26 protein-coding genes and 5 pseudogenes are annotated in these 25101 nt (G+C 50.5%); 16 read left to right on the top strand and 15 right to left on the bottom strand.

The window, feature by feature from the left end; all coding sequences use genetic code 11:
- The first annotated feature begins 9 nt into the window (after positions 1–9).
- Positions 10–297, top strand: coding sequence for a thermonuclease family protein (locus O6D90_RS24795; protein ID WP_009486461.1), 288 nt, complete (start codon positions 10–12; stop codon positions 295–297).
- 615 nt (positions 298–912) lie between these two features.
- Here the strand turns inward: O6D90_RS24795 and O6D90_RS24790 are convergent.
- Complete coding sequence (locus O6D90_RS24790; RefSeq protein ID WP_000624775.1) at positions 913–1146, bottom strand: hypothetical protein; 234 nt, start codon at positions 1144–1146, stop codon at positions 913–915.
- A 24-nt stretch (positions 1147–1170) separates the two neighbouring features.
- Between O6D90_RS24790 and O6D90_RS24785 the strand changes: the two genes are divergently transcribed.
- From O6D90_RS24785 to O6D90_RS24765, 5 genes and pseudogenes are all read left to right on the top strand, one after another.
- On the top strand, positions 1171–1875 hold the full coding sequence (locus tag O6D90_RS24785) for an IS6-like element IS26 family transposase (RefSeq protein WP_016162063.1): 705 nt from the start codon (positions 1171–1173) through the stop codon (positions 1873–1875).
- 51 nt (positions 1876–1926) lie between these two features.
- Positions 1927–2283, top strand: a pseudogene (locus tag O6D90_RS24780) (recombinase family protein); the annotation flags it as partial.
- A gap of 184 nt (positions 2284–2467) precedes the next feature.
- Positions 2468–3025, top strand: coding sequence for an OsmC family protein (locus O6D90_RS24775; RefSeq protein WP_000108589.1), 558 nt, complete (start codon positions 2468–2470; stop codon positions 3023–3025).
- Positions 3026–3166: 141 nt separating this feature from the next.
- A complete protein-coding gene (locus O6D90_RS24770) occupies positions 3167–3748 on the top strand; it encodes a TetR/AcrR family transcriptional regulator (protein ID WP_020277920.1) in 582 nt (193 codons plus the stop codon).
- Between the two features lie 4 nt (positions 3749–3752).
- Complete coding sequence (locus O6D90_RS24765) at positions 3753–4091, top strand: carboxymuconolactone decarboxylase family protein (protein WP_020277919.1); 339 nt, start codon at positions 3753–3755, stop codon at positions 4089–4091.
- Positions 4092–4120: 29 nt separating this feature from the next.
- Here O6D90_RS24765 and O6D90_RS24760 read toward each other — a convergent pair whose 3' ends face one another.
- Positions 4121–4450 carry a thioredoxin family protein gene (locus tag O6D90_RS24760; RefSeq protein WP_002431133.1) on the bottom strand — a complete coding sequence of 110 codons (330 nt, stop codon included), beginning with the start codon at positions 4448–4450 and terminating at the stop codon, positions 4121–4123.
- 213 nt (positions 4451–4663) lie between these two features.
- Between O6D90_RS24760 and O6D90_RS24755 the strand changes: the two genes are divergently transcribed.
- From O6D90_RS24755 to O6D90_RS24745, 3 genes are all read left to right on the top strand, one after another.
- The gene (locus O6D90_RS24755) at positions 4664–5770 is read left to right on the top strand and encodes an alkene reductase (RefSeq protein ID WP_006687059.1); all 1107 of its coding nucleotides are present in this window, start codon (positions 4664–4666) and stop codon (positions 5768–5770) included.
- A 65-nt stretch (positions 5771–5835) separates the two neighbouring features.
- Entirely contained in the window at positions 5836–6537 is a 702-nt protein-coding gene (locus O6D90_RS24750) for a DsbA family oxidoreductase (RefSeq protein ID WP_020277918.1), read from the top strand.
- Between the two features lie 65 nt (positions 6538–6602).
- Positions 6603–7376, top strand: a complete 774-nt coding sequence (locus O6D90_RS24745; protein WP_004729618.1) for an SDR family NAD(P)-dependent oxidoreductase — start codon at positions 6603–6605, stop codon at positions 7374–7376.
- A 185-nt stretch (positions 7377–7561) separates the two neighbouring features.
- Here the strand turns inward: O6D90_RS24745 and O6D90_RS24740 are convergent, their stop codons facing one another.
- Both O6D90_RS24740 and O6D90_RS24735 read right to left on the bottom strand, forming a co-directional pair.
- Positions 7562–8785 carry a MalY/PatB family protein gene (locus O6D90_RS24740; protein ID WP_071667616.1) on the bottom strand — a complete coding sequence of 408 codons (1224 nt, stop codon included), beginning with the start codon at positions 8783–8785 and terminating at the stop codon, positions 7562–7564.
- A 133-nt stretch (positions 8786–8918) separates the two neighbouring features.
- On the bottom strand, positions 8919–9788 hold the full coding sequence (locus O6D90_RS24735) for a DMT family transporter (RefSeq protein ID WP_001567390.1): 870 nt from the start codon (positions 9786–9788) through the stop codon (positions 8919–8921).
- A gap of 240 nt (positions 9789–10028) precedes the next feature.
- On the opposite strand from O6D90_RS24735, the gene O6D90_RS24730 reads away from it, so the two are divergent.
- Positions 10029–10781 carry an alpha/beta hydrolase family protein gene (locus tag O6D90_RS24730; RefSeq protein WP_004729622.1) on the top strand — a complete coding sequence of 251 codons (753 nt, stop codon included), beginning with the start codon at positions 10029–10031 and terminating at the stop codon, positions 10779–10781.
- Positions 10782–10940: 159 nt separating this feature from the next.
- Here the strand turns inward: O6D90_RS24730 and O6D90_RS24725 are convergent, their stop codons facing one another.
- Both O6D90_RS24725 and O6D90_RS24720 read right to left on the bottom strand, forming a co-directional pair.
- Entirely contained in the window at positions 10941–11645 is a 705-nt protein-coding gene (locus O6D90_RS24725; RefSeq protein WP_001067855.1) for an IS6-like element IS26 family transposase, read from the bottom strand.
- Between the two features lie 39 nt (positions 11646–11684).
- Positions 11685–12046: pseudogene (locus tag O6D90_RS24720) on the bottom strand (IS1 family transposase); the annotation flags it as partial.
- A gap of 160 nt (positions 12047–12206) precedes the next feature.
- Between O6D90_RS24720 and O6D90_RS24715 the strand changes: the two are divergent.
- Positions 12207–12439 (top strand): annotated as a pseudogene (locus O6D90_RS24715) (DUF2913 family protein); the annotation flags it as partial.
- Here O6D90_RS24715 and O6D90_RS24710 read toward each other — a convergent pair.
- The 3 genes from O6D90_RS24710 to O6D90_RS24700 form a co-directional block, all read right to left on the bottom strand.
- On the bottom strand, positions 12436–13365 hold the full coding sequence (locus O6D90_RS24710) for an Rpn family recombination-promoting nuclease/putative transposase (RefSeq protein WP_040113343.1): 930 nt from the start codon (positions 13363–13365) through the stop codon (positions 12436–12438). The pseudogene O6D90_RS24715 and the gene O6D90_RS24710 overlap by 4 nt on opposite strands.
- A 145-nt stretch (positions 13366–13510) precedes the next feature.
- A complete protein-coding gene (locus tag O6D90_RS24705) occupies positions 13511–13711 on the bottom strand; it encodes a hypothetical protein (RefSeq protein ID WP_045358108.1) in 201 nt (66 codons plus the stop codon).
- 53 nt (positions 13712–13764) lie between these two features.
- On the bottom strand, positions 13765–14397 hold the full coding sequence (locus O6D90_RS24700; protein WP_042005150.1) for a recombinase family protein: 633 nt from the start codon (positions 14395–14397) through the stop codon (positions 13765–13767).
- A gap of 457 nt (positions 14398–14854) precedes the next feature.
- On the opposite strand from O6D90_RS24700, the gene O6D90_RS24695 reads away from it, so the two are divergent.
- The gene (locus tag O6D90_RS24695) at positions 14855–15394 is read left to right on the top strand and encodes a type II toxin-antitoxin system RelB/DinJ family antitoxin (protein ID WP_196615886.1); all 540 of its coding nucleotides are present in this window, start codon (positions 14855–14857) and stop codon (positions 15392–15394) included.
- A gap of 146 nt (positions 15395–15540) precedes the next feature.
- Here the strand turns inward: O6D90_RS24695 and O6D90_RS24690 are convergent.
- Together O6D90_RS24690 and O6D90_RS24685 are read right to left on the bottom strand one after the other, a co-directional pair.
- A protein-coding gene (locus O6D90_RS24690) for an IS3 family transposase (protein ID WP_087776199.1) occupies positions 15541–16748 on the bottom strand; the annotation gives its coding sequence in 2 pieces (ribosomal slippage) (positions 15541–16427 and positions 16427–16748; 1209 coding nt in all).
- A gap of 111 nt (positions 16749–16859) precedes the next feature.
- Positions 16860–17006, bottom strand: a pseudogene (locus O6D90_RS24685) (transposase); the annotation flags it as partial.
- A gap of 520 nt (positions 17007–17526) precedes the next feature.
- Here O6D90_RS24685 and O6D90_RS24680 point away from each other — a divergent pair.
- Both O6D90_RS24680 and O6D90_RS24675 read left to right on the top strand, forming a co-directional pair.
- Positions 17527–18345: a hypothetical protein gene (locus tag O6D90_RS24680; protein WP_196615887.1), complete on the top strand. Its 819-nt coding sequence runs from the start codon at positions 17527–17529 to the stop codon at positions 18343–18345.
- Positions 18345–18898 (top strand): annotated as a pseudogene (locus O6D90_RS24675) (tyrosine-type recombinase/integrase). The gene O6D90_RS24680 and the pseudogene O6D90_RS24675 overlap by 1 nt, the downstream one beginning before the upstream one ends.
- A gap of 7 nt (positions 18899–18905) precedes the next feature.
- Here O6D90_RS24675 and O6D90_RS24670 read toward each other — a convergent pair.
- Positions 18906–20189, bottom strand: coding sequence for a DUF1173 family protein (locus O6D90_RS24670; protein ID WP_196615888.1), 1284 nt, complete (start codon positions 20187–20189; stop codon positions 18906–18908).
- A gap of 198 nt (positions 20190–20387) precedes the next feature.
- Here O6D90_RS24670 and O6D90_RS24665 point away from each other — a divergent pair, with 198 nt between their 5' ends.
- Complete coding sequence (locus O6D90_RS24665; protein WP_032300957.1) at positions 20388–21014, top strand: ParA family protein; 627 nt, start codon at positions 20388–20390, stop codon at positions 21012–21014.
- Between the two features lie 28 nt (positions 21015–21042).
- The gene (locus tag O6D90_RS24660; protein ID WP_196615889.1) at positions 21043–21270 is read left to right on the top strand and encodes a hypothetical protein; all 228 of its coding nucleotides are present in this window, start codon (positions 21043–21045) and stop codon (positions 21268–21270) included.
- Positions 21271–22089: 819 nt separating this feature from the next.
- On the opposite strand, the gene O6D90_RS24655 is transcribed toward O6D90_RS24660, so the two are convergent.
- From O6D90_RS24655 to umuD, 3 genes are all read right to left on the bottom strand, one after another.
- Positions 22090–22812 carry a replication initiation protein gene (locus O6D90_RS24655; protein ID WP_196615847.1) on the bottom strand — a complete coding sequence of 241 codons (723 nt, stop codon included), beginning with the start codon at positions 22810–22812 and terminating at the stop codon, positions 22090–22092.
- 487 nt (positions 22813–23299) lie between these two features.
- Positions 23300–24571 carry a Y-family DNA polymerase gene (locus tag O6D90_RS24650; protein WP_196615848.1) on the bottom strand — a complete coding sequence of 424 codons (1272 nt, stop codon included), beginning with the start codon at positions 24569–24571 and terminating at the stop codon, positions 23300–23302.
- On the bottom strand, positions 24571–25002 hold the full coding sequence (gene umuD, locus O6D90_RS24645) for a translesion error-prone DNA polymerase V autoproteolytic subunit (protein ID WP_196615849.1): 432 nt from the start codon (positions 25000–25002) through the stop codon (positions 24571–24573). Before umuD ends, O6D90_RS24650 begins: the two co-directional genes overlap by 1 nt.
- Positions 25003–25101 lie beyond the last annotated feature (99 nt).

Below are 25101 nucleotides of genomic sequence, written 5' to 3'. Positions count from 1 at the left end.
GGTCAACGCTTGCGCCTGCTGTCGATTGACACCCCGGAAACCTACAAGCCCAGGTGCGACGCCGAGCTGACGAAGGGCCGCGAGGCAACCGCACGCCTCCGCGAACTGGTTGCCAACGCTCAGCGCATCGAGGTTGTCGATTCCGGCCAAGCCGACAAGTACGACCGCCGCCTTGTTCACCTGCTGATCGACGGGCGGGACGTGGGGCAAACCCTCATGGCCGAGGGGTTAGCCGTTGAGTGGAGGCCCGGCCCGAATGCGTGGAGGGAACGCCGTCGCCACTGGTGCGGATACTGATCGCTTTTCAGCTTGAGCCAGGAGCGCCCCGCCGCAGTGATCGGCACTTGTGTCGATCCGAGGAGGCGCAAGAGCCACAAGCCCCTGATAGGACCACGTAACGCGGCCATGCCACTAGAGCACGGCCGCTTTTTTCTTTTAAAAACAAAAATATAAAAAAATCCTGTTGCTTGAGCCGGTGGTATTGTGGGCAACTGCCGACCTGTTGGCAGGGTGGGGGCAACCGCTCGCGGTTGTCCCTGGCCTGTCAATGGGGAACCGCGAAGCGGTTAGGCAGGTATCCGGCTTGCCGGATTGTCCATAATTCCACGGGCTGTTTTCCCCAGGGCTACACGTTTTATATATGTTTTTTTTGTTTTAAAGAGTTTTAGGGAATCAGAAGGCAAAATTTACCTTCATTATCAGTTGCTTATAGAACCCCTCGGTGGGTAATAGACGGTTTCCGGTGGGTAATAGACGGGGTTGGGTGGGTAAACGACGGAACCGGGTGGGTAATAGACGGACTATCCACAGGCTGGATCGCCGGATCGATCCCCTCCCGTCTATTACACACCCGCCTTGCGCAAACCCTGACCAGTAGTCGCCTCGCGCTCCGTCTATTACACACCGCCGCGCTTAGTATTCGCCTGGGTCCAGTGGGGGGAGAACCCCGGAGCTGCTGACGACTTCCCCGCGTTGCGGACGCTCGACCGTCTCGCCGGGTTTCAGCGGATAGCGCCGCAGCACTCGCCCGTATTCTTCGCTCGCCCGCTTTGCTTCCACGCGCACGCGGCCAGACTCCGAGTTGACGCAGTTCAGGTAATTTTCTGTGGCACTGTTGCAAATAGTCGGTGGTGATAAACTTATCATCCCCTTTTGCTGATGGAGCTGCACATGAACCCATTCAAAGGCCGGCATTTTCAGCGTGACATCATTCTGTGGGCCGTACGCTGGTACTGCAAATACGGCATCAGTTACCGTGAGCTGCAGGAGATGCTGGCTGAACGCGGAGTGAATGTCGATCACTCCACGATTTACCGCTGGGTTCAGCGTTATGCGCCTGAAATGGAAAAACGGCTGCGCTGGTACTGGCGTAACCCTTCCGATCTTTGCCCGTGGCACATGGATGAAACCTACGTGAAGGTCAATGGCCGCTGGGCGTATCTGTACCGGGCCGTCGACAGCCGGGGCCGCACTGTCGATTTTTATCTCTCCTCCCGTCGTAACAGCAAAGCTGCATACCGGTTTCTGGGTAAAATCCTCAACAACGTGAAGAAGTGGCAGATCCCGCGATTCATCAACACGGATAAAGCGCCCGCCTATGGTCCCGCGCTTGCTCTGCTCAAACGCGAAGGCCGGTGCCCGTCTGACGTTGAACACCGACAGATTAAGTACCGGAACAACGTGATTGAATGCGATCATGGCAAACTGAAACGGATAATCGGCGCCACGCTGGGATTTAAATCCATGAAGACGGCTTACGCCACCATCAAAGGTATTGAGGTGATGCGTGCACTACGCAAAGGCCAGGCCTCAGCATTTTATTATGGTGATCCCCTGGGCGAAATGCGCCTGGTAAGCAGAGTTTTTGAAATGTAAGGCCTTTGAATAAGACAAAAGGCTGCCTCATCGCTAACTTTGCAACAGTGCCATGCGATGGATATCCGAAAAACAGTAGAGCAACTGGCGGCTTTAGATATTCGCGTTCATTGTCTCGCACTCGGAGGCGTTGACTTGACCAGTCCGGCCGGAAAAATGACTATGCAGGTAATTTCTGCTGTAGCGGAGTTTGAGCGGGATTTGCTGCTTGAGCGAACGTATTCAGGTATTGCGAGGGCAAAAGCGGCTGGAAAACGCTTCGGTCGCCCCCCCATCCTGAGCGAGGAACAAAAGCAAACAGTGACAGAGCGCCTAAATGCTGGCATCAGTATCAGTGCTATTGCCCGGGAATTTAATACCACCCGCCAGACTATCCTTCGGGTAAAGGCTGGATTGCTGCAAGAGTGAGCGGCTGGGAAGATTATAAAAAAATCAAATGGTTATTATGAAATAAAACAGCCTGCTGGGTTCTTTTCCCCCTATTTTTTATAAAAGAGTAGACAAAAGAGGTTCGCGACACTAATCTACCAACTAGATGATTGGTGCTGGTTACACCAGCTATACCTTTTATCAAGAAATTACAGGAGCCATTATGTCTACTACCGTTAAACCTTCTGCAGACGCAGCTGCGATCCACAATACCCGTGAAGCAGTTCGCAGCCAGCCTGGCCTGGGTAACCTGACTTTCCAGATGAAAGCCCGTTCCAGCGGCGGATTAACCGTTCGCACAGAGACCGGCGCCACAATCCAGAACGGCGTTATCGATACCAGCCGTGTGGGGAAATTTTCTAATATCGGTGATGAACCCGCAGGTTTACTCGGCACCGATACCGGCATGAGCCCGACTGAATACATCATGCAGGCGCTGGCTGGCTGTTATACCGCCACCCTTACCATGATGGCTGCTGAAAAAGGGATCGACCTGGACGGTATCGAGCTGGATCTTAATTTCGATATCAACCTCAACGGCTTCCTTGGGCTGGACAGCAACGTGCGTAAAGGTGCGAAATCTATTCGCGTCGATGTTCACCTTACGAGCAAGACCGCCAGTCGCGAGGAGTTAGAAGCGCTGGTCAGCGAAATGCAAAAGAATTCGCCAATCCACGATACTCTGGCTAATCCGGTTGAAATGATTACACGCCTGGCGTGATGTCAGAGATGTAATGCTGCCATTCAGAATGCAGGATGGCAGTGACGTTCAGCTCTGCACGATACTGAGTCAGTGATACAACTTGCTACGGAAAAATAGCAACAATATAATCTATCAACTAGTAGATTATATGGAGTAATTATGACAACCATGACACGGGAACGGCTGCTCAGCGAAGCAGAACACCTGATGCGCGAAAAAGGGTATTCAGTATTCAGCTATGCTGATTTATCAAAAATAGTGGGTATCACCAAGGCCAGTATTCATCACCATTTCCCGACCAAAGATATTCTGGGTGAGCAGGTGGTAATACAGGCGTTCTCTGATACACAACGCGTATTTGAGCAGATAGAGGCGACTGAGAAAAGCGCGGAGAGAAGAATTGCGGCTTACATCGATATCTTCGCGCAAAGCCATAAAGCTTCGCTACTGCCACTGTGTTGTGCGTTGTCAGCAGAGACCGCCAATCTGCCTCAGGCAATTACTGTACAGACATCACTTTATTTCGATATGCAAATCGAGTGGCTCACAAAAGTCGTCAGGGCGGGCATGGAGTCAGGTGAGTTTTCATCCCATGCCGAACCATCAGATATTGCTTTGATGATCATTAATGTCTGTGAAGGCTCAAGCGTAGTGGCGCATGCAACGGCCAGACCCGAAGTCTTCGCCAACAGCCTTAAGTATATAAAACTGCTTCTTAATACCCCTCATTCAGGAGAATGACACTATGCTGGACTGGAACAACTATCGCTCAGAGTTAATGCAACGTTTAGGCGAGTTGGGCAAACTGACCCCCGAGACCATGAAAGGCGTGGTTGCCCTGGGCAACGCAGGTAACAAAACTGACCTTTTGGGCGCAAAAGTGCGTGAACTCATTGCCCTGGCGTGCGCAGTCACAACCCGCTGCGACGGCTGTATTGCTTTTCACGCCGACGCCGCTGTGAAAGCCGGTGCAACCGACGCTGAAATTGCTGAAGCGCTGGGCGTGGCGATTAACCTCAACGCTGGCGCGGCGGTCATTCATTCAGCCCGCACTCTGGATGCCGTCGGTCAGGCACGCGGTTAAGCATTAATAAATTCCACGTTAAAAGGGCATTACTGCCCTTTTTTTATGTCCGCAATAGCCTGAGCATATACCGATGCAGGTTTCACACCCGGTATGCGTTTAACTAATTGCCCTTCATGAAATATCAGCACAGACGGCAGCCCCCAGATCTCGTATTTGGTTGTCAGCACCGGCGCCTGATCTACATTGACTTTCCCCACCTGAATATCTCTATCGAGCCGGTCTGCAAACTGACTGAACATTTCTTCGCTGGCCTGACAGGGCGGACACCAGGGTGCAGAGAAACGTACCACCGATATTCCTTTGTACTGCTCTATCTGGCGGAAATTATCTTCGTTATAAGCTGTTAATGTACGCATGGTGATGACCTCGCAAAATGAGTGACAATTCAGGAATGGCTGCGTTATGACAAAAAAATACGACACACCCATTGACCTGCCTACTAGATGGTTGGCATATTGCCACCCATCAGATGTTTATGCAACTCCAGTGCGCGACGTCCAGTCGATGATACTGCCGGGCTGTGCAAATCCCTGCCGGGATACTCCTTTTTGTTTTTTGTGAGGTATACGATGAGTAAGCTTTTCACCCCCTACAATCTGTCTGGCCTGGCGTTAAAAAACCGTGTAGTCATGGCACCGATGACCCGCACCCGCACCATGAATGACGTGCCGGATGAGGTCGTGGCTTTGTACTATGCACAGCGTGCTTCTGCTGGCCTGCTCATCACCGAAGGGATGCCGGTTTCAGAAGAAGGCCGGGGTTACCTTTATACCCCTGGTATCTACAACGACGAACACGTCCAGGGCTGGCGTAAAGTGACACAAGCGGTTCACGCCAAAGGTGGCCGTATTTTCGCGCAGCTCTGGCACGTCGGCCGTATGTCTCACGTCTCTCTTCAGCCAGGCCACATAGCGCCGGTTTCAGCGGGCACCGTTCAGGCGGTCAATACCACCGTTTTTGCGCTGACCGAATCCGGAGAACCGGGCCCGGTTGTACCAAGCCAGCCACGCGCGCTGGAAACGCATGAAGTTAAACGCATCACTGCAGACTTCGTGCACTCCGCACGCCTGGCGATGGAAGCCGGCTTTGACGGCGTGGAAATCATGGCGGCAAACGGATTCATCTTTGACCAGTTCCTCAGTAGCGAACTGAACACCCGCACCGACGAATACGGCGGCTCGGTGGAAAATCGTCAGCGTTTCCTGCTGGAGACCATTGACGCCGTGGCGGAAGCCGTGGGTAACAGCCACGTTGCCGTGCGCCTGTCACCGTTCGGCCGCATTTATGACCTCGCGCCGTATGAAGGTGAAGAGCAAACCTGGTCAGCCATCACCGACGCGCTCGGTCAGCGGGAACTGGCCTACGTACACCTTTACTATCAGCCGGTGTACACCAAAGCGCCACTTCCGGAAGGCTTCCGCCGCCGTTTTCGCAACACGTTTAAAGGCACCATCATCGCTGCCGGCGGTTTTACCCGTGATATCGCAGAGCAGGCTCTGGAAGATGATGAGCTGGATCTGGTGGCATTTGGTGTGCCCTACATCGCTAACCCGGATCTGGTTGAAAGAATGCAAAACGGCTGGCCACTGGCAGAAAGTGACCGCGCCACCTACTACGGCGTCAGTGGTTCCCCGGAAAAAGGCTATACCGATTACCCGGTCTGGCAGGCGCAATAAATCCCATACGGTCGCGGTTCTCTGATAAGTGAGAACCGACCGCCCAACGTCTTTGAGGAATCATTATGCAAACGCTGAAACCCACCCTTACCATCGATATCTGGTCAGATTTGGTCTGCCCGTGGTGCTGGATTGCTAAAAAAAGATTTGAACAGGGTCTGAATCGCTTTGAATTTCGCGACCAGGTGGTGATCCGCCATCACAGCTACCGTCTGGCCGGTGGTACTCCCGCGATGCCTTTTAAGGATGCCATCGTTAAAAAGCTGGGCAGTCAGCATTCAGCGGAGCTGATGATGAATCAGGTGGGCACCGCCGGTAAATCTGAAGGTCTGATCTACAACTTCGACGGCATGATGTTTGGTGATACAGAAGATGCACACACCCTGCTGGTTGCCGCGCGTAAGGCCGGAATTGCGGACACGGTGGAAGAACGTTTTTATCATGGCAGTATCACCGAAGGTCGCTCTCTCTTTGACCGTCAGCAGCTCGTTGCCATGGCCGTAGAAGCCGGTATGCCGAAAGCTGACGCTGAAGCCGCCCTGGAAAATGACGATTTTCGCGCCACCGTTTCCGACGATGAAGCCCACGCACAGTCTATTGGCCTCAGCGGCGTTCCGGTTTTTGTGATGAACGAAAAATATGCCATCAGCGGGGCTCAGGCAGCAGATAACTTTTTGAATGCCCTGCGTCAGGTCTGGGATGAACAGCAAACCGAATTTTCAGCCACTGCGGGTCAGACCTGCGGAACGGATGGCTGCAGTATTTAATCCGTCAACCGCCGGCAGTTTCACGCTGCCGGCAACGTCTTACCCACCAGTAATGGAGTCAGAAAATGAACACTTTTTTCAAAGGTAAAAAACTGCTCGTCGTCGGCGGTACCAGCGGCATGGGCCTGGCCGTGGCACGCATGGTACTGGAAGCGGGCGGCAGTGTCGTGCTGACCGGGAATAAAAAAGACAAAGCCGAAGCGGTGCAAAAAGAACTGAGCCCTCTGGGACCGGTTGCGGTCATCGCGGCGAACCTGATGACCGAAGAAGGTATGGAAACTATCCGTCAGGAAATTAATGCTCACCATCGCGATATCAGCCTGATGGTGAATGCCGCCGGTATCTTCATGCCCAAAGGATTTACCGAGCACAGCTTTGCCGATTATGACATGTATCTTTCGCTGAACCGAGCCACGTTCTTTATTACACAGGATGTCGTGAAGAACATGCTCGCCGCGAAGCTCGAAGGGTCTATCGTCAACGTCGGTTCGATTGGTGCTCAGGCTGCACTGGGTGACTCGCCGGCCTCGGCCTATTCAATGGCAAAAGCGGGTCTGCATGCCCTGACGCGTAATCTGGCGATTGAGCTGGCCAGCGCGGGTATTCGTGTCAACGCGGTGTCTCCCGGGATTGTTCATACGCCGATATACGAAGGCTTCATGGACAAAGCGGATATCGCAGATGCTATGAAGTCGCTGAACGATTTCCACCCGCTGGGACGCGTCGGAACTGCCGAAGATGTGGCAAACACTATTCTCTTCCTGTTGTCTGACAAAACCTCATGGGTGACGGGCGCTATCTGGGATGTCGATGCGGGCATCATGGCGGTCAGACGATAACCCCGTGACGCTGGCATAAGCCGCCCCTTAAGGGCGGCATTTTTTTGTCGCCAGACATGTCATCAGCAGGCTTCACTAAGAATATTCACGACCTGTTCATCCGTGCCTTTTGTGTTCCCGGCACAGGGTGTTATGCCGGGTTCTGACGACATCCTGACAGGACAAAACGGCCAGAGAGAAAGGGGTTATACACGATGAGGAGCCGGTATCCGCAGTACCTGTGAAATTCTTTTCATCCCTGCTGTCAGCATACTCCGTGGGCAGGCCAGATTTAACCGGATATATCTGTCCCCATTGTCGACAAACAGCAAGCCCCCTTCAAGAAGGACCCCTGACTCCCGGGCAAAATACAGCGATAAATCCTCACCTGCGGTGTCGGGCAGGTAGCGGCTAATATCTATCCAGGCCAGATATGTCCCTTCGGGGATCGAGAACCTGGTTTCGGGTAAATAGCTTTTGAGATAGTCGTGCAGGTACTGGAAATTGCCGTCAATATATTCCCTCAGATGGACAAGCCAGTCATCACATTCACTCCACGCCGCTTTGTTTGCTGCCAGGCTCAGTGGAGAGATGAACTCGTCGTGTCTGAGACGCCACTCGCTTCTGACACCGGGATCCGGAATAATGATATTTGCCAACAAATTCCCGGCCAGATTGAATGTTTTACTCGAGGACATGCAGGTAATAATGCGTGTAGAATCAGGGAAAAGAGAGGCGGCCGGTGTATGACCGATACCGCTTCGGGACAGGTCGCAGTGAATTTCGTCAGATATCACCCAGATGTCATTGGCCAGGCAAATTTCAATAATCCGCTTAAGTTCATCAGGCCGCCAGACTCGTCCGGTCGGGTTATGCGGATTACACAGGAAAAGAATTTTCACACGTAAATCGGCCTGACTGGCTTTGCGTGCAAAGTCTTCCCAGTCAGGTTCCCAGCCGCCTGCTGATTTTTTTAACGCCGAGTACACCACGCGACGCTGACTGTATTCACCCGCCTTTTTAAACGGGCCATATGAAGGCGTCATAATAAGAATACTGTCATCCATGTCGGTCAGAAGCGGGACGAGACGGTTCAGCGCGGGAATAATGCCCGGAGACAGCACAATGTCTTCCGTTTTGAAACGGTGACCATATTGTCGCTCACACCAGCTGCCAAAGATCTCATAGTATTCTTCGTCGTAGATTTTAGTGTAGCCGAGTATTTTTCTATCCAGACGGTCTCTGATGGCCTGAAGAATCGGCTCTGGTGTGGCAAAAGCCATGTCAGCAACCCAGAGGTTGATTAGCCCTTCTGCCGGATACCGCATTGCAAATTCGGACTGTCCCGAAAACAGGTATTCCCGCCAGCCGTCCACGGTGAGACTGTCTGTTTTCTCTCTGCTTACGTACTCATCAAAATCATATTTCATTTCATAAACCTGCCTTAGGTGTAGTCAGAAACGTCGACCTCAGTATTACTGTCAGTCTGATGCCGGAGCGGGAAAACTGGCTCGTGTGATTAACATAAGAGAATCATCACAACTGCATGAATTAATTGCGTTATTAAGGTTCTCTCGCCTTTGTCATCGACTGACGGGGGGATTTCTCGCGTGTCACCATCACAATGCCAGTCAGCACCGCCAGGGCAGAAAATATCGTTCTGACCGTCAGTGATTCATCCAGGAATACCACACCCCCTAGCATTGCCAGACAGGGAACGCTGAGCTGAAGGGTACTGGCGGTGATAGAGCCGAGAGAGGGTAAAAGGGTATACCACAATACATATGCACCGGCTGAGGCGGCGGCACCGGACAGCAATGACAAAGCAATGCCCGCAGCATCATAGTGACCCTGCTTCATAAACAGCAACGAAAGAGCGAGAGCCATCGGCGTGGCGAGTACAAAATTTGCCGCCGTTGAAGCCCCGGCCGCCTGGCCCGCCCTCCCCCTGACGGAATAGGCGGCCCAGGCTAATCCGGCAACGATCATCATAAGTGCACTGTAAAGCGGCGGTGCCTTCGCCCCGGGTAACAGCAGGGCAGCAATTCCTGCCAGAGCAATAACTAAACCGCAAGCCCGCATAACGGAGAGTGATTCCCCTTTAAATAATCCGTGGATCACCATCGCAAACTGTACGGCACCAAAAAGTAACAGCGCACCTGCCCCGGTATCGAGATGGATATAGGCGACAGAGAAGAGCACTGCGTACACCATGAGGTAAAATCCGCTCAGCGGACGCCACAGCGATAATGTAGTTTTTGCGTGATAAAACAAGAAAGGTGACAGGACGAGTGCACCACTGGCCAGCCTGAGGCTGCTGAATGAAAGGGGATCAATGTGGCCTCCCTGCAGGGCCAGACGGCACAGAATAGAGTTTGCAGCAAACGCCAGCATTGCCAGGGATATTTTAAGAATGAGCGCGCAATTGGCCATTCAGTGAGACCTCATAAAATTCTTGTAAACTACCATCTAGTTGGTAGCTTAGCGTAAGTGATCACCGAACAGGAAGCAATAATCAGCTTTCAAACTGGAAGGTGAGGACAGGCATTCGGAATGAATTCTGTTTCACATCCCCAGTAGAGGAAGGAAAACGCGTAATGCCAGATGCAGAGCAGAAGATTATTTTTCCCTGCGATCAAACATATGAAATCAGTTTAAGACCTGGAATATCCTATGAAAAAACTAAAATTTACGTTCAAAAATGCGGCTGGTGAAGAACTGGCCGGATTGCTTGAACTTCCTGAAAATCCTAAAGCGTTTGCGCTGTTAGCTCATTGTTTTACGTGTGGCAAAGACCTCAAAGGCGCGGCGCGTATTGCGCGGAAACTGACAGAGAATGCTATCGCCGTTCTCCGGTTTGATTTTACTGGTCTGGGAAACAGCGAAGGGGATTTTTCCAACACCAACTTCTCATCCAATATTTCGGACCTGCTTTGCGCGGTAGATTATCTCCGCCGACAGTACGAAGCGCCTTCTTTGCTCATCGGCCATAGCCTGGGGGGATCGGCCATTCTGTCTATTGCCGGCGAAGTTCCTGAGGCAAAGGCCGTTGTCACCATAGGATCACCCGGAGAACTGACACACGTAAAACGTCTTTTTAAGGATGATGTTGAAAACATTAACCAGCATGGAGCCTATCCCGTTGAGCTGGCCGGGCGGGTATTTACCTTAAAGAAACAGATGCTGGACAATATTCAGGAACACAAAATCGCTCATAAGGTGTTCGCCATGAACAAGCCTCTGCTTATTTTTCATGCGACTGAAGATGATACTGTGTTAATTGAGCAGGCCGAAAAAATATTCAAAGCAGCAAAGCATCCCAAGAGTTTCATTTCGTTGGGTAAGGCGGATCACCTTCTGACTCATGCTCAGGATGCTGAATACGTTGCCGATATCATTATATCGTGGAGCGAATGTTACCTATAAACAGAGTAAATGCGTTCAAACTCGTAGCGCAGAGGGCGATTTTCTGCAGAGATCGGACGCTGTTTATGCTGGACTGATTTTGCGATAAAGGCTTAGGCCGATGCATAGGCACTGTTGCAAAGTTAGCGATGAGGCAGCCTTTTGTCTTATTCAAAGGCCTTACATTTCAAAAACTCTGCTTACCAGGCGCATTTCGCCCAGGGGATCACCATAATAAAATGCTGAGGCCTGGCCTTTGCGTAGTGCACGCATCACCTCAATACCTTTGATGGTGGCGTAAGCCGTCTTCATGGATTTAAATCCCAGCGTGGCGCCGATTATCCGTTTCAGTTTGCCATGATCGCATTCAATCACGTTGTTCCGGTACTTAATCTGTCGGTGTTCAACGTCAGACGGGCACCGGCCTTCGCGTTTGAGCAGAGCAAGCGCGCGACCATAGGCGGGCGCTTTATCCGTGTTGATGAATCGCGGGATCTGCCACTTCTTCACGTTGTTGAGGATTTTACCCAGAAACCGGTATGCAGCTTTGCTGTTACGACGGGAGGAGAGATAAAAATCGACAGTGCGGCCCCGGCTGTCGACGGCCCGGTACAGATACGCCCAGCGGCCATTGACCTTCACGTAGGTTTCATCCATGTGCCACGGGCAAAGATCGGAAGGGTTACGCCAGTACCAGCGCAGCCGTTTTTCCATTTCAGGCGCATAACGCTGAACCCAGCGGTAAATCGTGGAGTGATCGACATTCACTCCGCGTTCAGCCAGCATCTCCTGCAGCTCACGGTAACTGATGCCGTATTTGCAGTACCAGCGTACGGCCCACAGAATGATGTCACGCTGAAAATGCCGGCCTTTGAATGGGTTCATGTGCAGCTCCATCAGCAAAAGGGGATGATAAGTTTATCACCACCGACTATTTGCAACAGTGCCTCCCCACTGTTCGTCCATTTCCGCGCAGACGATGACGTCACTGCCCGGCTGTATGCGCGAGGTTACCGACTGCGGCCTGAGTTTTTTAAATGGCGGAAAATCGTGTTGAGGCCAACGCCCATAATGCGGGCGGTTGCCCGGCATCCAACGCCATTCATGGCCATATCAATGATTTTCTGGTGCGTACCGGGTTGAGAAGCGGTGTAAGTGAACTGCAGTTGCCATGTTTTACGGCAGTGAGAGCAGAGATAGCGCTGATGTCCGGCGGTGCTTTTGCCGTTACGCACCACCCCGTCAGTAGCTGAACAGGAGGGACAGCTGATAGAAACAGAAGCCACTGGAGCACCTCAAAAACACCATCATACACTAAATCAGTAAGTTGGCAGCATCACCCGGGATATGAACAAGCCAGAACCGCACTTTTCTAGCCTGTATCTCCATCGATGACTCATCGCTTTTTTACTGGATTGTGCCCGACTGAGAAGCTGCTAACTGGGGGCCGGTCGGAATGCTGTGGCGCTCAGTGCGGGTGTGAACGGCATTTATCTCTTACGAGCCAATCTCTATGTCGCTTTACAGATAAATCCGTTGACAGCGTGTCTGACGGGGGAATGTGGCGAGGTGATGAAGCTGTTTAATCGCTGTGGCTGGCTGAACTTGAGTCTGGTGACTCCCTGCCCCACCAGTATTCGCTGATGACCAGACAGGGAGTGCCAGGAAAGGGTGATTAGTGGCGGATCTGCGCCAGGTCGTCTTCAGTCAGACCAGTCATTTTTATGACGGTATTGCGGTCAATGCCGTTCTGGAGCATGGTTCGTGCAATTTTAAGGGTGGCTTCGCGCTCGCCTTTTTCAATGCCGCGTTGTTCACCGAGCTGAATCCCCTTCTCGATGCCCTTCTGTTCAAGCTGTTGTGCGATGGTCATAAGTGCGTCTCCGTGTTGCGGCACACGCTGTGCCAGTTCGCGTACAAAGGCTTCGGCGTCGGATGTTTCGCCTGCCTGCACTATATAGTGTACCAGCGATATCACCTGCGATGAAGACAAGTATCCCGCCAGCAAGATGGGTGCCAGCCGGTCGACCAGTTCTGCCAGGTCCCGCTGGTGAATATGCTTTTGCAGTAAAGTCAGGGCGGCCATGCTGCGATGGCCAGCGATTTCATCATCCGGAATGATCGTAACGTCTACCAGCGGGAAAGCGTTGCTGTAGAGTTTGCCTGCCAGCTCGGGAGCGTCAAATTCATCCAGCCAACGAGTAGAGTACGGATACGGGCTGCGCTTACCCGTATAGAACAGCACCGGTATCACCAGTGGCAGTTTTTTATGCCCTGCCTCCAGGTGGCGCTGCATGGCGGCTACCGCATAGCGTATGAGGCGGAAAGCCATATGTTTGTCCGGCGTTGACTGGTGCTCGACCAGAACATGAATATAGCCGTCGCCGGCTGTAGTTTTCAGGCTATAGAGGACGTCGCTGAAATACTGGCGGAGATCATCCTCAACGAACGAGCCTGATTCCAGTTTCAGCGTGCTGAGATCGCAGACTGCTCGCAGCTCTGCAGGCAGGTGGATTTCCATGAAATCCCGGGCAATATCCGGTTGCGTCAGGAACTGCCTGAACGTGGCATCGTGAGGAGTGGGTGTGCTGTTTTTCTTCTTCATCTGCCCTGGCTCTGAAAAATGACCCGGAGATGTTATCACAGCCTGGAAAAAGCTAATATTGGCGGTGAACGGAATTGCCATTCCTTCAGGGGGCCGTTCCGGGGTGGTTCGGTCCCCTCCCTAAACCATCTTTACTCATCATCAATTACTGCCTTAGCAACTTTCTTCCCTCTCTCAGATATTCTAAAACCTCTTCTCTCCGTCCTTCTGCGGCAGCTGTATATAATGTCGCGATACCGCTGACAGCCTGATGGCGGGTTATACTGCCTTTACTGAAATCATCCAGAACAGTACAAAGGAATTCCTCCAACAACTCCTGTTCTCTTTGAGATATTCTTTCAGCCATATTCGCTCCATAAGCTTAATTGTTTGTTCTGAACCTAACGTGAATAAGTATCGTCAATCAGTATCCTGTTTATGATTGCCGTTACAGACTCTGATTACTGTCATCTTTGATACGCCAGCTAGCCGGGCTGTTTCACGCAGTGATTTTCCGTGGGCCAGACGCAGAGTGCGTATCAATTCATGTTTCTGTGCATCGGCCACCCTGCCTCGGTATTTTCCTTCAGCTTTCGCCTTACTGATACCCTCTGACTGACGGCGTCGACGGTCTTCGTAATCTTTTCGGGCAATAGCGGCGAGCATATCCAGCATCATGCCATTTACGGCCTTCAGCATGCTTCGGGTAAAGTCATCACTTACTGTGCTGGATAGCGCCAGATGGCTGGTCGGTAGATCAAGACTGACGATGGCCAGCTGCTTATCGGTAATTTGCTTTCTGAGTGTCTCCCAGCCTGCATCATCCAGGCGGGTAAGCCTGTCGACCTGTTCTATGAGAATCACATCACCAGGTTCCGCATCACCAAGAAGCCTGATCAGTTCAGGACGGTTCATTGTCGTACCGGAGACATTATCGATATACCAGCCAGCAATACGGTGGCCATTTTGGTTTGCAAATGCCTTCAGCGCATTTTTTGCGCGGCTGGCATCCTGCTCTGAAGTGGATGCCCGGAGGTAACCAAAAACGAACATATTTTGTCCTTCTGGTAACTTTTAAGTGGTTTTGCTTATAATGGTATCACTTATGTGGTAACAATAACATTCGCCAGTATTTTTTCGGGTGGTATATATAGAGCATACCTCAATGTGACAGGCTGACGCGCCCGTCGGGCTTGCCCAACCCTTCGCCTGCTCAGATGCAAGCTCTGAACAGACTCATGGTTTGCGTTCTGGGTCAACAAAATTAAATACGATCACCAGAAATATTTTCTGGACACTTTTTCCGATAGTACCGAAATGACCTGGATGGATGGCATTTTTTGTACATTCTTGGTGCATTATTGAAGGTTATAGAGCGAGGCATTAATTGAACTGAACAGAATTACCTGCACGTCCAGGCAGACAGAAAGGACTAATTGTATAGCGCTATTGCTACACGGATGCAGCTTGCAATATACTGTATAGCGGACTCACTACACAGAAGGTGTGTATGGCACTGTCACAGATCAGCGTTCGTATTGATGAAGAACTCAAACAACGCACGGATGAAACAATGAAACTGCTGGGAACTAACCCCACGCAGGTCATTACTTTGCTCTATCAGTATATTGCTGAAAACAGAAAACTCCCCTTTTCGGTCAGCACCCGGCTTTTTAGCTCAGAGGATTACACTCGGAAGTTAATCACCACTGCCCGATCTGTGTTTGAATACTGGCGTGTGCTTACTGAAACAACGGCAACAACCAGAACGAAAAATGGAATAGCGTATTCAACGGCAATGGCAGCACATATTTCGAAACTGCACAGCGATCTTATATATGACAGCGGCACCCTGAGCGGTGAGGAGGTCGCGTCGTTGATGGCCGTTATGGAGGCCATTCTCTCCACACCCCCATCTTTTTATCGCGGAGAGGCAGGAGGCCAAGAATTGCAGGATAAATTACACGCCGCCGACCAGACAATTCTGGCTATTCAGAAAAATCATGGTATGGAAGCTCAGCGTCGGGAAGATTTTGACTTTCTCAAATGAATGCACTGACGATGTAACGGCCCCGGAAGGGGCTTTTTTGTGGGCGCTGGACAGAATCACATGAATGTCTAATGGCGCGGGAATAAACAACTCCGCCGCGAGCAGCGGGTGATCTTGACCCGCCATTTCCGGACAGCTTTTGTATCTTAAGTTAACGATGCCCGCTGCCGCCGGTATTCTCTCGGAGAGTGATATCCCAGCGCACTATGCGGGTGATTTTCATTGTAATGCGTGAACGCCGCTGCAAGGTTTCGCAGGGCTGTTCTCACATCCGGTTTCGGCATGAACGCGATATAGTCTTCCTTCATCGTCTTCACGAACCGTTCGGCCATGCCATTGCTCTGCGGGCTGCTCACCGCTGTTGTACATGGCTCCAGATTCAGCTCTTTGGCGAACCTCCGCGTTTCATGCGCGGTATATGCTGAACCGTTGTCCGTCAGCCACTGCACCGCTGTGTCGGGCAGCCTGTCGCCGAAGCGCTTTTCCACCGACCTCAGCATCACATCCTGCACGGTCGAACTGTCATAGCCTCCCGTGCTTGCTGCCCAGTCTATGGCCTCACGGTCGCAGCAGTCCAGCGCGAACGTTACCCGCAGTTTTTCGCCGTTGTCGCAGCCGAACTCGAAGCCATCTGAACACCAGCGCATATCGCTTTCTGCCACCGCTATCTTGCCCTTATGTTCACGCTTCGGTCGCTCTGGTTTGTGATGCAACAACAACAGGTTATGCTCGCTCATTATCCTGTAAAGCCGTTTGGCATTCACAGGTGGCTGTCCCTCTGTGCGACGTTGCTTGCGCAGGATGCCCCACACGCGTCGATAACCATAACTCGGCATATCGCTGATAATGTTGAGGATAGCCGACAGTATTTCTGCGTCTGCTTCTTCATTACGCCGGTTACAGCGCCTGTCCTGCCAGTCGGCAGAACGGTTAATCCGCAGTGACAGTTGCGCACGCGACACGCCCATGGTCCGGCTGACCATGGCTATTCCCCGTCCTTTGGCAACAAGGGCGCGTGCGCTATCCATTTTCGCGACTGACCGTACTCCACGGCTTCTTTCAGGATCTCAACTTCCATCGTCTTCTTGCCCAGAAGGCGCTGAAGCTCCCGGACCTGCTTCAGAGCAGCAGTAAGCTCAGAAGCAGGAACGACTTCCTCTCCAGCCGCAACGGCGGTGAGGCTGCCTTCCTGATATTGCTTCTTCCACTTAAACAGCAGGCTGGGCTGGATACCATGCAGGCGGGCGACATGGGAGACATTCATACCCGGCTCCATCGTCTGCTGGATAATGGCGATCTTCTCCTGAGGAGTTTTACGTTTACGGACTTCTTGCCCTAACAGGATCCCGGTCATCTCAAAATTGGTGTTAGTGTTAGACATATATTCAAGCCTATCTCTTATCTGGAGATACAGCTACTGTCTGGTGTTTCAGGGGGCTACATCAGCCGCGAGCAGCGGGGTATTTTAAAGCAAAGAAATTTGATGGTTTGAGTACAAAGTTTTGTACGCTTTTCCCTGATTTTTCACATATCGACCAATCATGTTTTCATCACCATGCTTGCTTACGGTGCATGCAAAGTATCCATCAGTCCAAAATTCACCTCCCCACAATATGGTGATGATGTGTGTGAGTGATTACATCTTGAGTTATCATCACTCATGTTATCGGTGTGAGAAAATTCTGAATGCGTCCGGGACGGTCATGCAGTGTGATAATCCCGGCAGCAATAAACGCAGAAATGTCCGGGCAGAGTCAGCACCGTGCGAAAAGGACGGTCACGGCAAAACAGTATGCCGGGGAGTGTGATTACTCTGAGTGACTGTTTCATCCGGTATCAGAGGAAGCGTGATCGGTCTTCGACAGAAGCATTACCGGACTTAACAAAATACGCAAAGTACAGAGTCCTTACTATCGGCCCCAAAGATTCTGAATCACAAGGGGCTTATTAAGATGTGTGAGTTATTACTGCGAATCATCCAGTTGTTTCTGGGACTGTCCACGCTGGACAAAATGCTGACGCTGATATTTCTCCTGCTGGTACTGGTAGTGTTAAAACGTTGAGGTTCACAGACACAGAGTACAGATGTGATTTCTCATTTATAGAACCATACATATAAGGGTACTGGCATTATGGGAAGCATGAAAGATTCTATGCTGGATATTGAAGCTGAACGCTTTGATGAATGGCTTGAGGAAAATTACCCGGATATTGTCCCTGGCTCTGAAGAATGGGACCAGGCCGCGAACCTGTACTACTGGGAGCAGGAGGCGCTGGCAGACCAGACTCAGTGGGATCATGAACACGGGCTGTTTGTGGCTTCCCTGAATAATGTGAACCAACGCTACCTGCATTCAACTCAGGAACTGAAGAATCTATATGCCCTGCTTGATAAAGAGCAGCCCGAACTGGTGTACCGGATGTCTTTTGTCCATGCGGTGACAGTCATGGAGGCGTACCTGATGTACTGCGCCAGGGCCCTGCTGGAGCACGACTGGCCGCTGGAAAGATACTTTGAAGAGTATTACTTGCCTTTTGCCAGGGCTGACAAGAAAGAGAAGCAGGCGGCCTGCGAGATGCCGCTTTCCAGGTTCCGCCCTGTGGTAAGGAATGTTGTTGCGGGTATGACGTTTCATAACGTGAAAACCATTGAACGCTATTTTGGTGCCGTGCTGCACATCCCGCCAGTCTGGCCGGTTCAGCCGCTGCGCATCATCGCAGACTGGCGAAACGATCTGGTACACCGTAACGGTGTGGATGAACATGATGAGCCACGAGTGATCTCAGTGCAGCAGTTGCAGAATGCCCTGCAGAGAGTTTCTGACCTTATAGAGGCGGCACACCAGTCCCTGTGTCTGGAAGTGGACTATTTCGGTAACTGGCGTAATGAGGAAAACAGGGAAATCATTGCGTCAGCACTGCGTATATCTCCGGGAGGAGAAGCATCCTGATGACCGGGCTCGTTACCCTGGGAGGGCATCCGGTGGCAGGTTCTCAGTTACCTGTGTCCATCGACTATCCGGCGGCGCTGGCCCTGCGGCAGATGGCGCTGGTTCAGGACGAACTGACGAGATACCTGCTGGCGCCGGAAGTGAGCGCCCTGCTCCACTACGTCCACGACCTTCACCGAAAAATGCAGCTGGCCACCCTCTGGAACACAGGTGCGCACATTAACGAAGCGGCAGAACGGAGAAGGCGCGCATCTGGGAAATTACTGACCGGACGGTCCGCACCTGGATCAATTAAGTGGTCGAAGCCGCAGCGGCCGACGGGGGGATCTTCTCGGTACCGGTGACGCCGCACACGTTCCGCCACAGCTACGCCATGCATATGCTGTACGCCGGTATTCCGCTGAAGGTGCTGCAGGCGCTGATGGGCCACAAGTCGATCCGCTCGACGGAGGTGTATTCGAAGGTGTTTGCGCTGGACGTCACGGCACGGCACCGGGTACAGTTTCAGATGCCCGGAGCAGATGCGGTGGCCATGCTGAAAGGGAATGGTTAAGAAATCATTATTTAATTATATCATGATATAATGATTTCATTTTCCTTGGTAAAAGTGAGTCGATATTGTCAACAGATGTTCGCGTAGCATCCCATGATAACCAACCAGCAGCTCCATAATTTGCGGTGTACCATCTTTCTTTCACCATCCGCTGCTCTTGATAATCTGGAATATTCATCCCCCAGATTTCCACTGGGAATGGTAAATGGTTCTCTGTAGGAGCATCAGTTAGACAAAAATCAGCAAGATATTCATGAGTGGATGAATCATAACGTAGGGGTTTATAAAACGAGCGCTCCAGCTCGTATAGCTTTTGTTCAAACGCCCCTTCATTCAGTGAATCAAGAGGTATGTAGCGATCACTTACCATCATCATGGCCAACTGTCTTACCTGGGCTGATTTTGCACCAGGAACATCCGTAACAGCTATTACAAATACTTTCATACCTTTCATCCAGCCATTCACCGCAATTGGAAATCTACTTAACGCAGACTTCCATCTGGCATCATCAAGCCCCAGAAAAGGCATGCCGGAAAAGTCACGTACAGGAAGTCGATTTAATCCATCCATGTAACTTTCAGAGAACTTTGCAAGCTCAGCAATAACCACAAGACGTTGTTTATTAGCTTTCGCACGTTCGACAGCAATACTGTTTCTTCTGCTATCGCTGGAGTTCGTGTAGGCAGGAGTGAGCAGAACGTCAGATAACTTTGTTTTGCCTGCTTCTATCTTTTCTGCTTGCTTAAACAAGTGATAGCCCAACTTGGTGGATGAGCGCATACCGTCCATTTTAGGTACCCAAGTGTTATAGCTGGTTGTCTCCCAGAGAAAATGAAGAAGACCAAGAATAGATACTGTGTCGCGTTTATTGTTCCGTGAAGCATCACCAGAATGCAAAGAGCTATCTATGGGAACTGACGGACCGGTGACCTGCAATGGATAATCGAGCTTAATATTGATTGTTCCATCCGGCTTCTCTTTCAATGCGTCCTGTATATAACACCCCTGTGGTCCTTCAGGACTGAGGCTGCTATAGAATCTGCAGTCCTCTCTGTGTTTTATGCCCGTGAGTGGGAATCGAGCTAAATGATGCTTCTCCATTCTGAGCCTCACAGACAGTGGCAATTCCTTACCCGTACATAAGCAAGCGGCATATGAATTACAGTCTCGCGACTTTTTAAGAGCCACCTGAAACGGTGTCGTATTCGATGAATCATCCTGCCTGTCGCCACCAAAATAAGCAGGCGCAGATTTATCTCCAAAATAGATTTTCAATGTGTACTGTTTCATAAACCATCCTCGCGCACATAATCATGAAATCATGTTTTCATTGTTTGCCAATTCTTTGCAATCAGTTAGTTATGTATATCATGTTTTAATTATATCATTAAATCATGATTCAATCTTGTTAAGTCGTTCGATTTTAGGCAATATGATAAGTTGGATGTATGTGTTTAATGAAATCATGATTTAATGAAGGGTGGAGATATGGGAAAAGTTATATCGATCGTTGGTCAGAAAGGCGGAGGCTCAAAAAGCACCAAAGCCAGAACACTCGCTGTTGGATTTACTGAAGCTGGATGGAAGACACATCTGGCGGACATAGACACTAAGCAACAAACCTCTCTGAAGTGGACAGAACGACGCGAGAATAATGGTCTGAGCCAAATTGACTGCGCTCTTTACCGCCGGGTAGATACAGCTGTCAAAATGAAAGATAGTTGCCATTTGCTTATCATCGATGGTCGTCCTGCAGCAGAGACAACATCACTGGATGTGGCTGATGAATCAGATCTCGTAATCATAACCACCGGGACCACAATTGATGATCTGGAACCCTCACTGGAACTTGCCCGCGAATTGATTAAAAAGGGCATTGAGAAAAGTAAAATCGTATTCATTGTCGCTAAGTCACCATCTCAGTCGCAGGGCGAAAAAGCTCAGGAGACTATCAAAGCGTGGGGCTTCAAAGTTCTCAATACTATCATTCCATTCAAAACCAGTTACGGTGAGGCACTGGATGCGGGGCGAGCCCTCCATGAAACTCCTTTCAAATCCTTAAACGAAACGGCAAAACAAATGATTGAAGAAATTCATGATATCATTAACTCATGATTTAATGATTTTGGACATAAGGAGTTCTATGAAAGCCCCAGGAAAATCTATCAAACTTGCGCCTCCTAAGGAGAATGAGCCAACTCTGGATGTTACCGGAAAGGGAGCTGCGCCGGATTCATCGGTTAAACCCATCCAAATCAAAGTGCCGGTATCTAAGCATAAAGAGATGAAAGCTTACGCGGCAGAACAAGGAATATCGATGACAGATATGCTCCTTGCAGGATATGAAATGTATCGCAATAAAATGAAATAGTGAATTAATGAAATCATGATTTCATTACCAAATTAATCCCTCGCCCCCAACCATCATGAAAGGGTGATATCATGATTTCATCCTTTCAACTAAAAATATGCGCGCAAGTCACCTGCCTCCTCGCTTACTAATGTCACATAACTTTATAATGATTTCATTCTTGACTGCGGAGTATCGAGATAAACTTATTTGGTCATATCAGTTTGGTGCACAGCTGCGACTCAAGATTAGCTTTTGTTGATTTAGGAAGCAGATCATTCCCCCCCTGGCAGCGGAGTATTGTGGGAAACAGGTCAAGTTAGTAGACCGGCCCAATTATGGGAAACAGGTCAACTTCGCAGACTGTCTGAAGTATGGGAAACAGGTCAACTTCGCAGACTGTCTGAACTGTGGGAAACAGGTCAACTTCGCAGACTGTCTGAACTGTGGGAAACAGGTCAACTTCGCAGACTGTCTGAACTGTGGGAAACAGGTCAACTTCGCAGACTGTCTGAAGTATGGGAAACAGGTCAACTTCGCAGACTGTCTGAACTGTGGGAAACAGGTCAACTACGCAGACTGTCTGAAGTATGGGAAACAGGTCAACATTGCAGACGGACTGAGCTGTGGGAAACAGGTCAACTTCGGAGACTGTCTGAAGCATGGGAAACAAGTCAACTTTGCAGACGGCCTGAACTGTGGGAAACAAGTCAACTTTGCAGACGGCCTGAACTGTGGGAAACAGGTCAAGTTCGGCATGTAATGTGGGAAATACAGCAAGTTTAGTGTCCCCCCGTATGTAAGCAACATAAGCAGGGGAGATATTAGATAAAATTCAGACTATTGTTTTTTATTAAGAAAATTAAACAGTAAGCGACCATCTTCTTCGGTTGTATAACTTACCTTTAATGGCGTCTTCTCATTAATTTTCTTCAGCGCAGGTTCCAGGAAGGTACGCTTCATTTCCGCAATATTGTTCTTCTGCGAGGTTGGAAGCATAAACCTTTCACATAACCAGTCATGTGTGGTGATCCATACACCAGTGCTCCGGAACTGACACAGGCTTTCATAAAGCCGGATGACACGAACACTATTGAGCTGGCCGCAGTCATACAGAGAATAGGTAGTGAACTGAGAGGTTAAGCCAACAAGGAATGGCATGACCTTGTAGTTAAACTCAATCTGCCAGGAACCCCGGCCTCTCTTCATTCCTGCTTCAGCAAGCCACGGACGTTTAACTTCTTCAAACTCTCCTTCTTTGGGATAGAAGGTAACCGTTGATTCGCCCAAAGCATTTACCCCAGCCTTTACATCACGACTGGCGACAGACGTAGCGACATTGAAGTATTTGACGTAATCGGAAACGCTAATTTTGAAGAGAGGTAATACGTCAGAATCATCATCCTGATTGTCGCTGAAATAGGCTTGCATAAGGCATAACCACAGCACACGTTTTGCCTGAAGAGGCAAGTAATATGCGGCTTCGGTCAATTCGTTAGATTGCTTTATACTTGCACGTTTTTTAAACGTTTTAGTAGCTGGCAAGAGTGCTTGAGTATCCATTCCAATGCCTATGGGTAAATTATTATCCACCCATAATGACAGTGAAAACAGAAATTGCAAGCTATCGCGTTACTTATCCACCGGGAAAATATGCAATTTATCCACAAGTAAATAATTGAGGTTTAAACTTGACCTCTTTCCCATAGCTTGTTGATGCGTATCCCATAGCTTGTTGCTATGGAACCCACAGATACGTGATTAATTTCCCATAGTATGTTAACCAGTTCCCCATAATGACCTCCGGTCAGGGCGCGCTGCACGTGGCTTTCAGGCTCCCTAAAAGGAGTAAAATAAAAAAAATAATTAAAAATGACTTATAAAAATATGTCCGTGGATAAGTGGATAAACCTGAAGGCGCTAACCATTAGACTCCGAGCGTAAGCAGAATTTGTCCGTGCAGTTCCCTGGTGCTTCCTCGCTCACTCGCGGGCTTCGCCCTGTCGTTCGGCTGCGGCGAGCACTACTGGCTCTTTCTGAAAGGCGAAAATTAACCGATCCTCGCAATGGGGATATCTTTCCAGCGGGTGGTGTACGCAGGGGAGAGCATATCGCGTTTCATTTGCCAGGATGGTGCAGTCCCTCGCCCGGCAAACCAGACCTGTCCAAGACCGGAATGATTAATACCATCGAGAACCTTCATCAGCTCAGCACTGTGAGGACGTGGTGGACGTTCGTCGAACAACTGCAGCTGCGAAACACAGGAGCCGGTGAAGTCATTCAACATCACACCGGCTTTAGCATACCGGTGGCCATCCTTCCAGATACGCTCCAGAGCCTTTGTGGCGGCCGCAATGACGTCCCGGGTGTCCTGAGTGGGTGTAAGCAGTTTCTCCGTGGCCACGTTCCCGTAGTAAGGCTCTTTAACGGCGAACGGAGACGTTTTGATGAAAACGGAGATATGCCGGCAATACTGGTGCTCTTTACGCAGTTTTTCAGAAGCCCGCTCCGCATACTGACAGACAGCCTGCCGGAGCGAATCGTACTCCGAGATTTTCTCTCCAAAGCTGCGGCTGCAGACAATCTGCTGTTTCGTTGGCGGGGCTTCCTCAATCGACATACAGCTTTCCCCGTTCAGTTCCCGCACTGTTCGCTCAAGGACCACGGAGAAGTTTTTCCTGATGAATGCCGGGTTTGTCAGGGCCAGATCAAGCGCGGTCCTGATACCCAGAACATTGAGCTTGCGTGCAATACGGTTTCCCACGCCCCAGATCTCTTCGACCGGTTGCAGTGAAAGCAGTTTTCGTGTTCGCTGCGGATTCCCCCGTGTCAGGGCGAGCACGCCACGAAACTGTTTCCACTCTTTTGAGGCCCACTGGGCTGATTTTGCAAGCGTTTTCGTCGGTCCGGCACCCACTCCGATAGTCAGACGGGTGCAGTCATACACATGCTGGCGCAGCTGTCGGCCGAAGTCTTCCAGAGCCATGCAGTGCTCCACGCCGGTCAGGTCGAGGAACATTTCGTCAATCGAATACTGTTCCACCCTCGGGGCCAGCTCCTCCAGGCAGTTCATCACACGTGCTGACATGGAAGCATAAAGCTCATAATTGCTTGAAAAAGAATATATTTTTACAGGAAAACTTTCTTTTTTCATCTGGAACCACGGGGTGCCCATTTTGATCCAGGGCTTCGCCTCGGCACTTCTCGCGATCACGCAGCCGTCGTTATTACTGAGGCAGACAATGGGCTTTCCTTTCAAATCCGGGCGGAAAACACGTTCACAGCTGGCATAAAAGCTGTTCACATCGGCCAGGGCAAACATCAGTACATCTCCCGGGGACGGTGAATGATGTGCGTGACGACGCCAAAGATATCCAGATCGTCCGGGTCGGGATAAATCGGCGACCAGGCGTCGTTCATGGGCTGTAGTGTCAGCCGTGGTGTCAGCAGAAGCCGTTTGATTGTAAATTCCCCCTGCACGCTGGCCACAACGATATCGCCGTGCCGGGGCTTCTCTGCGCTGTCCACAACCAGCAGATCGCCATTGTAAAGGCTGCCGTCGGACATACTGTCACCACTGGCACGCAGGTAGTAGGTCGCGCTCGGATGTCGTATGCAGTAATCATGGAGATCCAGATCGGACTCGACATAGTCAGCTGCAGGGCTGGGAAAACCGCAGCTGGCCAGGTCTGCAAACAACGGATGGGCCTGCGGCGGGCGTTCTTTTCCGGTACTGAAAATCTGCAATTTCATCTTTCCTCCTGACGTTTAAATATACTGGTTATAATTACAGTATATTTGACAGCATCGCGATAATCCAGCTCACCTGTGACACGAACACAATGAGTAACT

It is taken from the genome of Citrobacter sp. 21OH12SH02A-Citro, from assembly GCF_027919895.1.
Classification (GTDB): Bacteria; Pseudomonadota; Gammaproteobacteria; order Enterobacterales; family Enterobacteriaceae; genus Citrobacter; species Citrobacter braakii.
The sequence above is the reverse complement of the archived record's forward strand: the minus strand, read 5'-3'. Positions and strand labels throughout refer to the sequence as shown.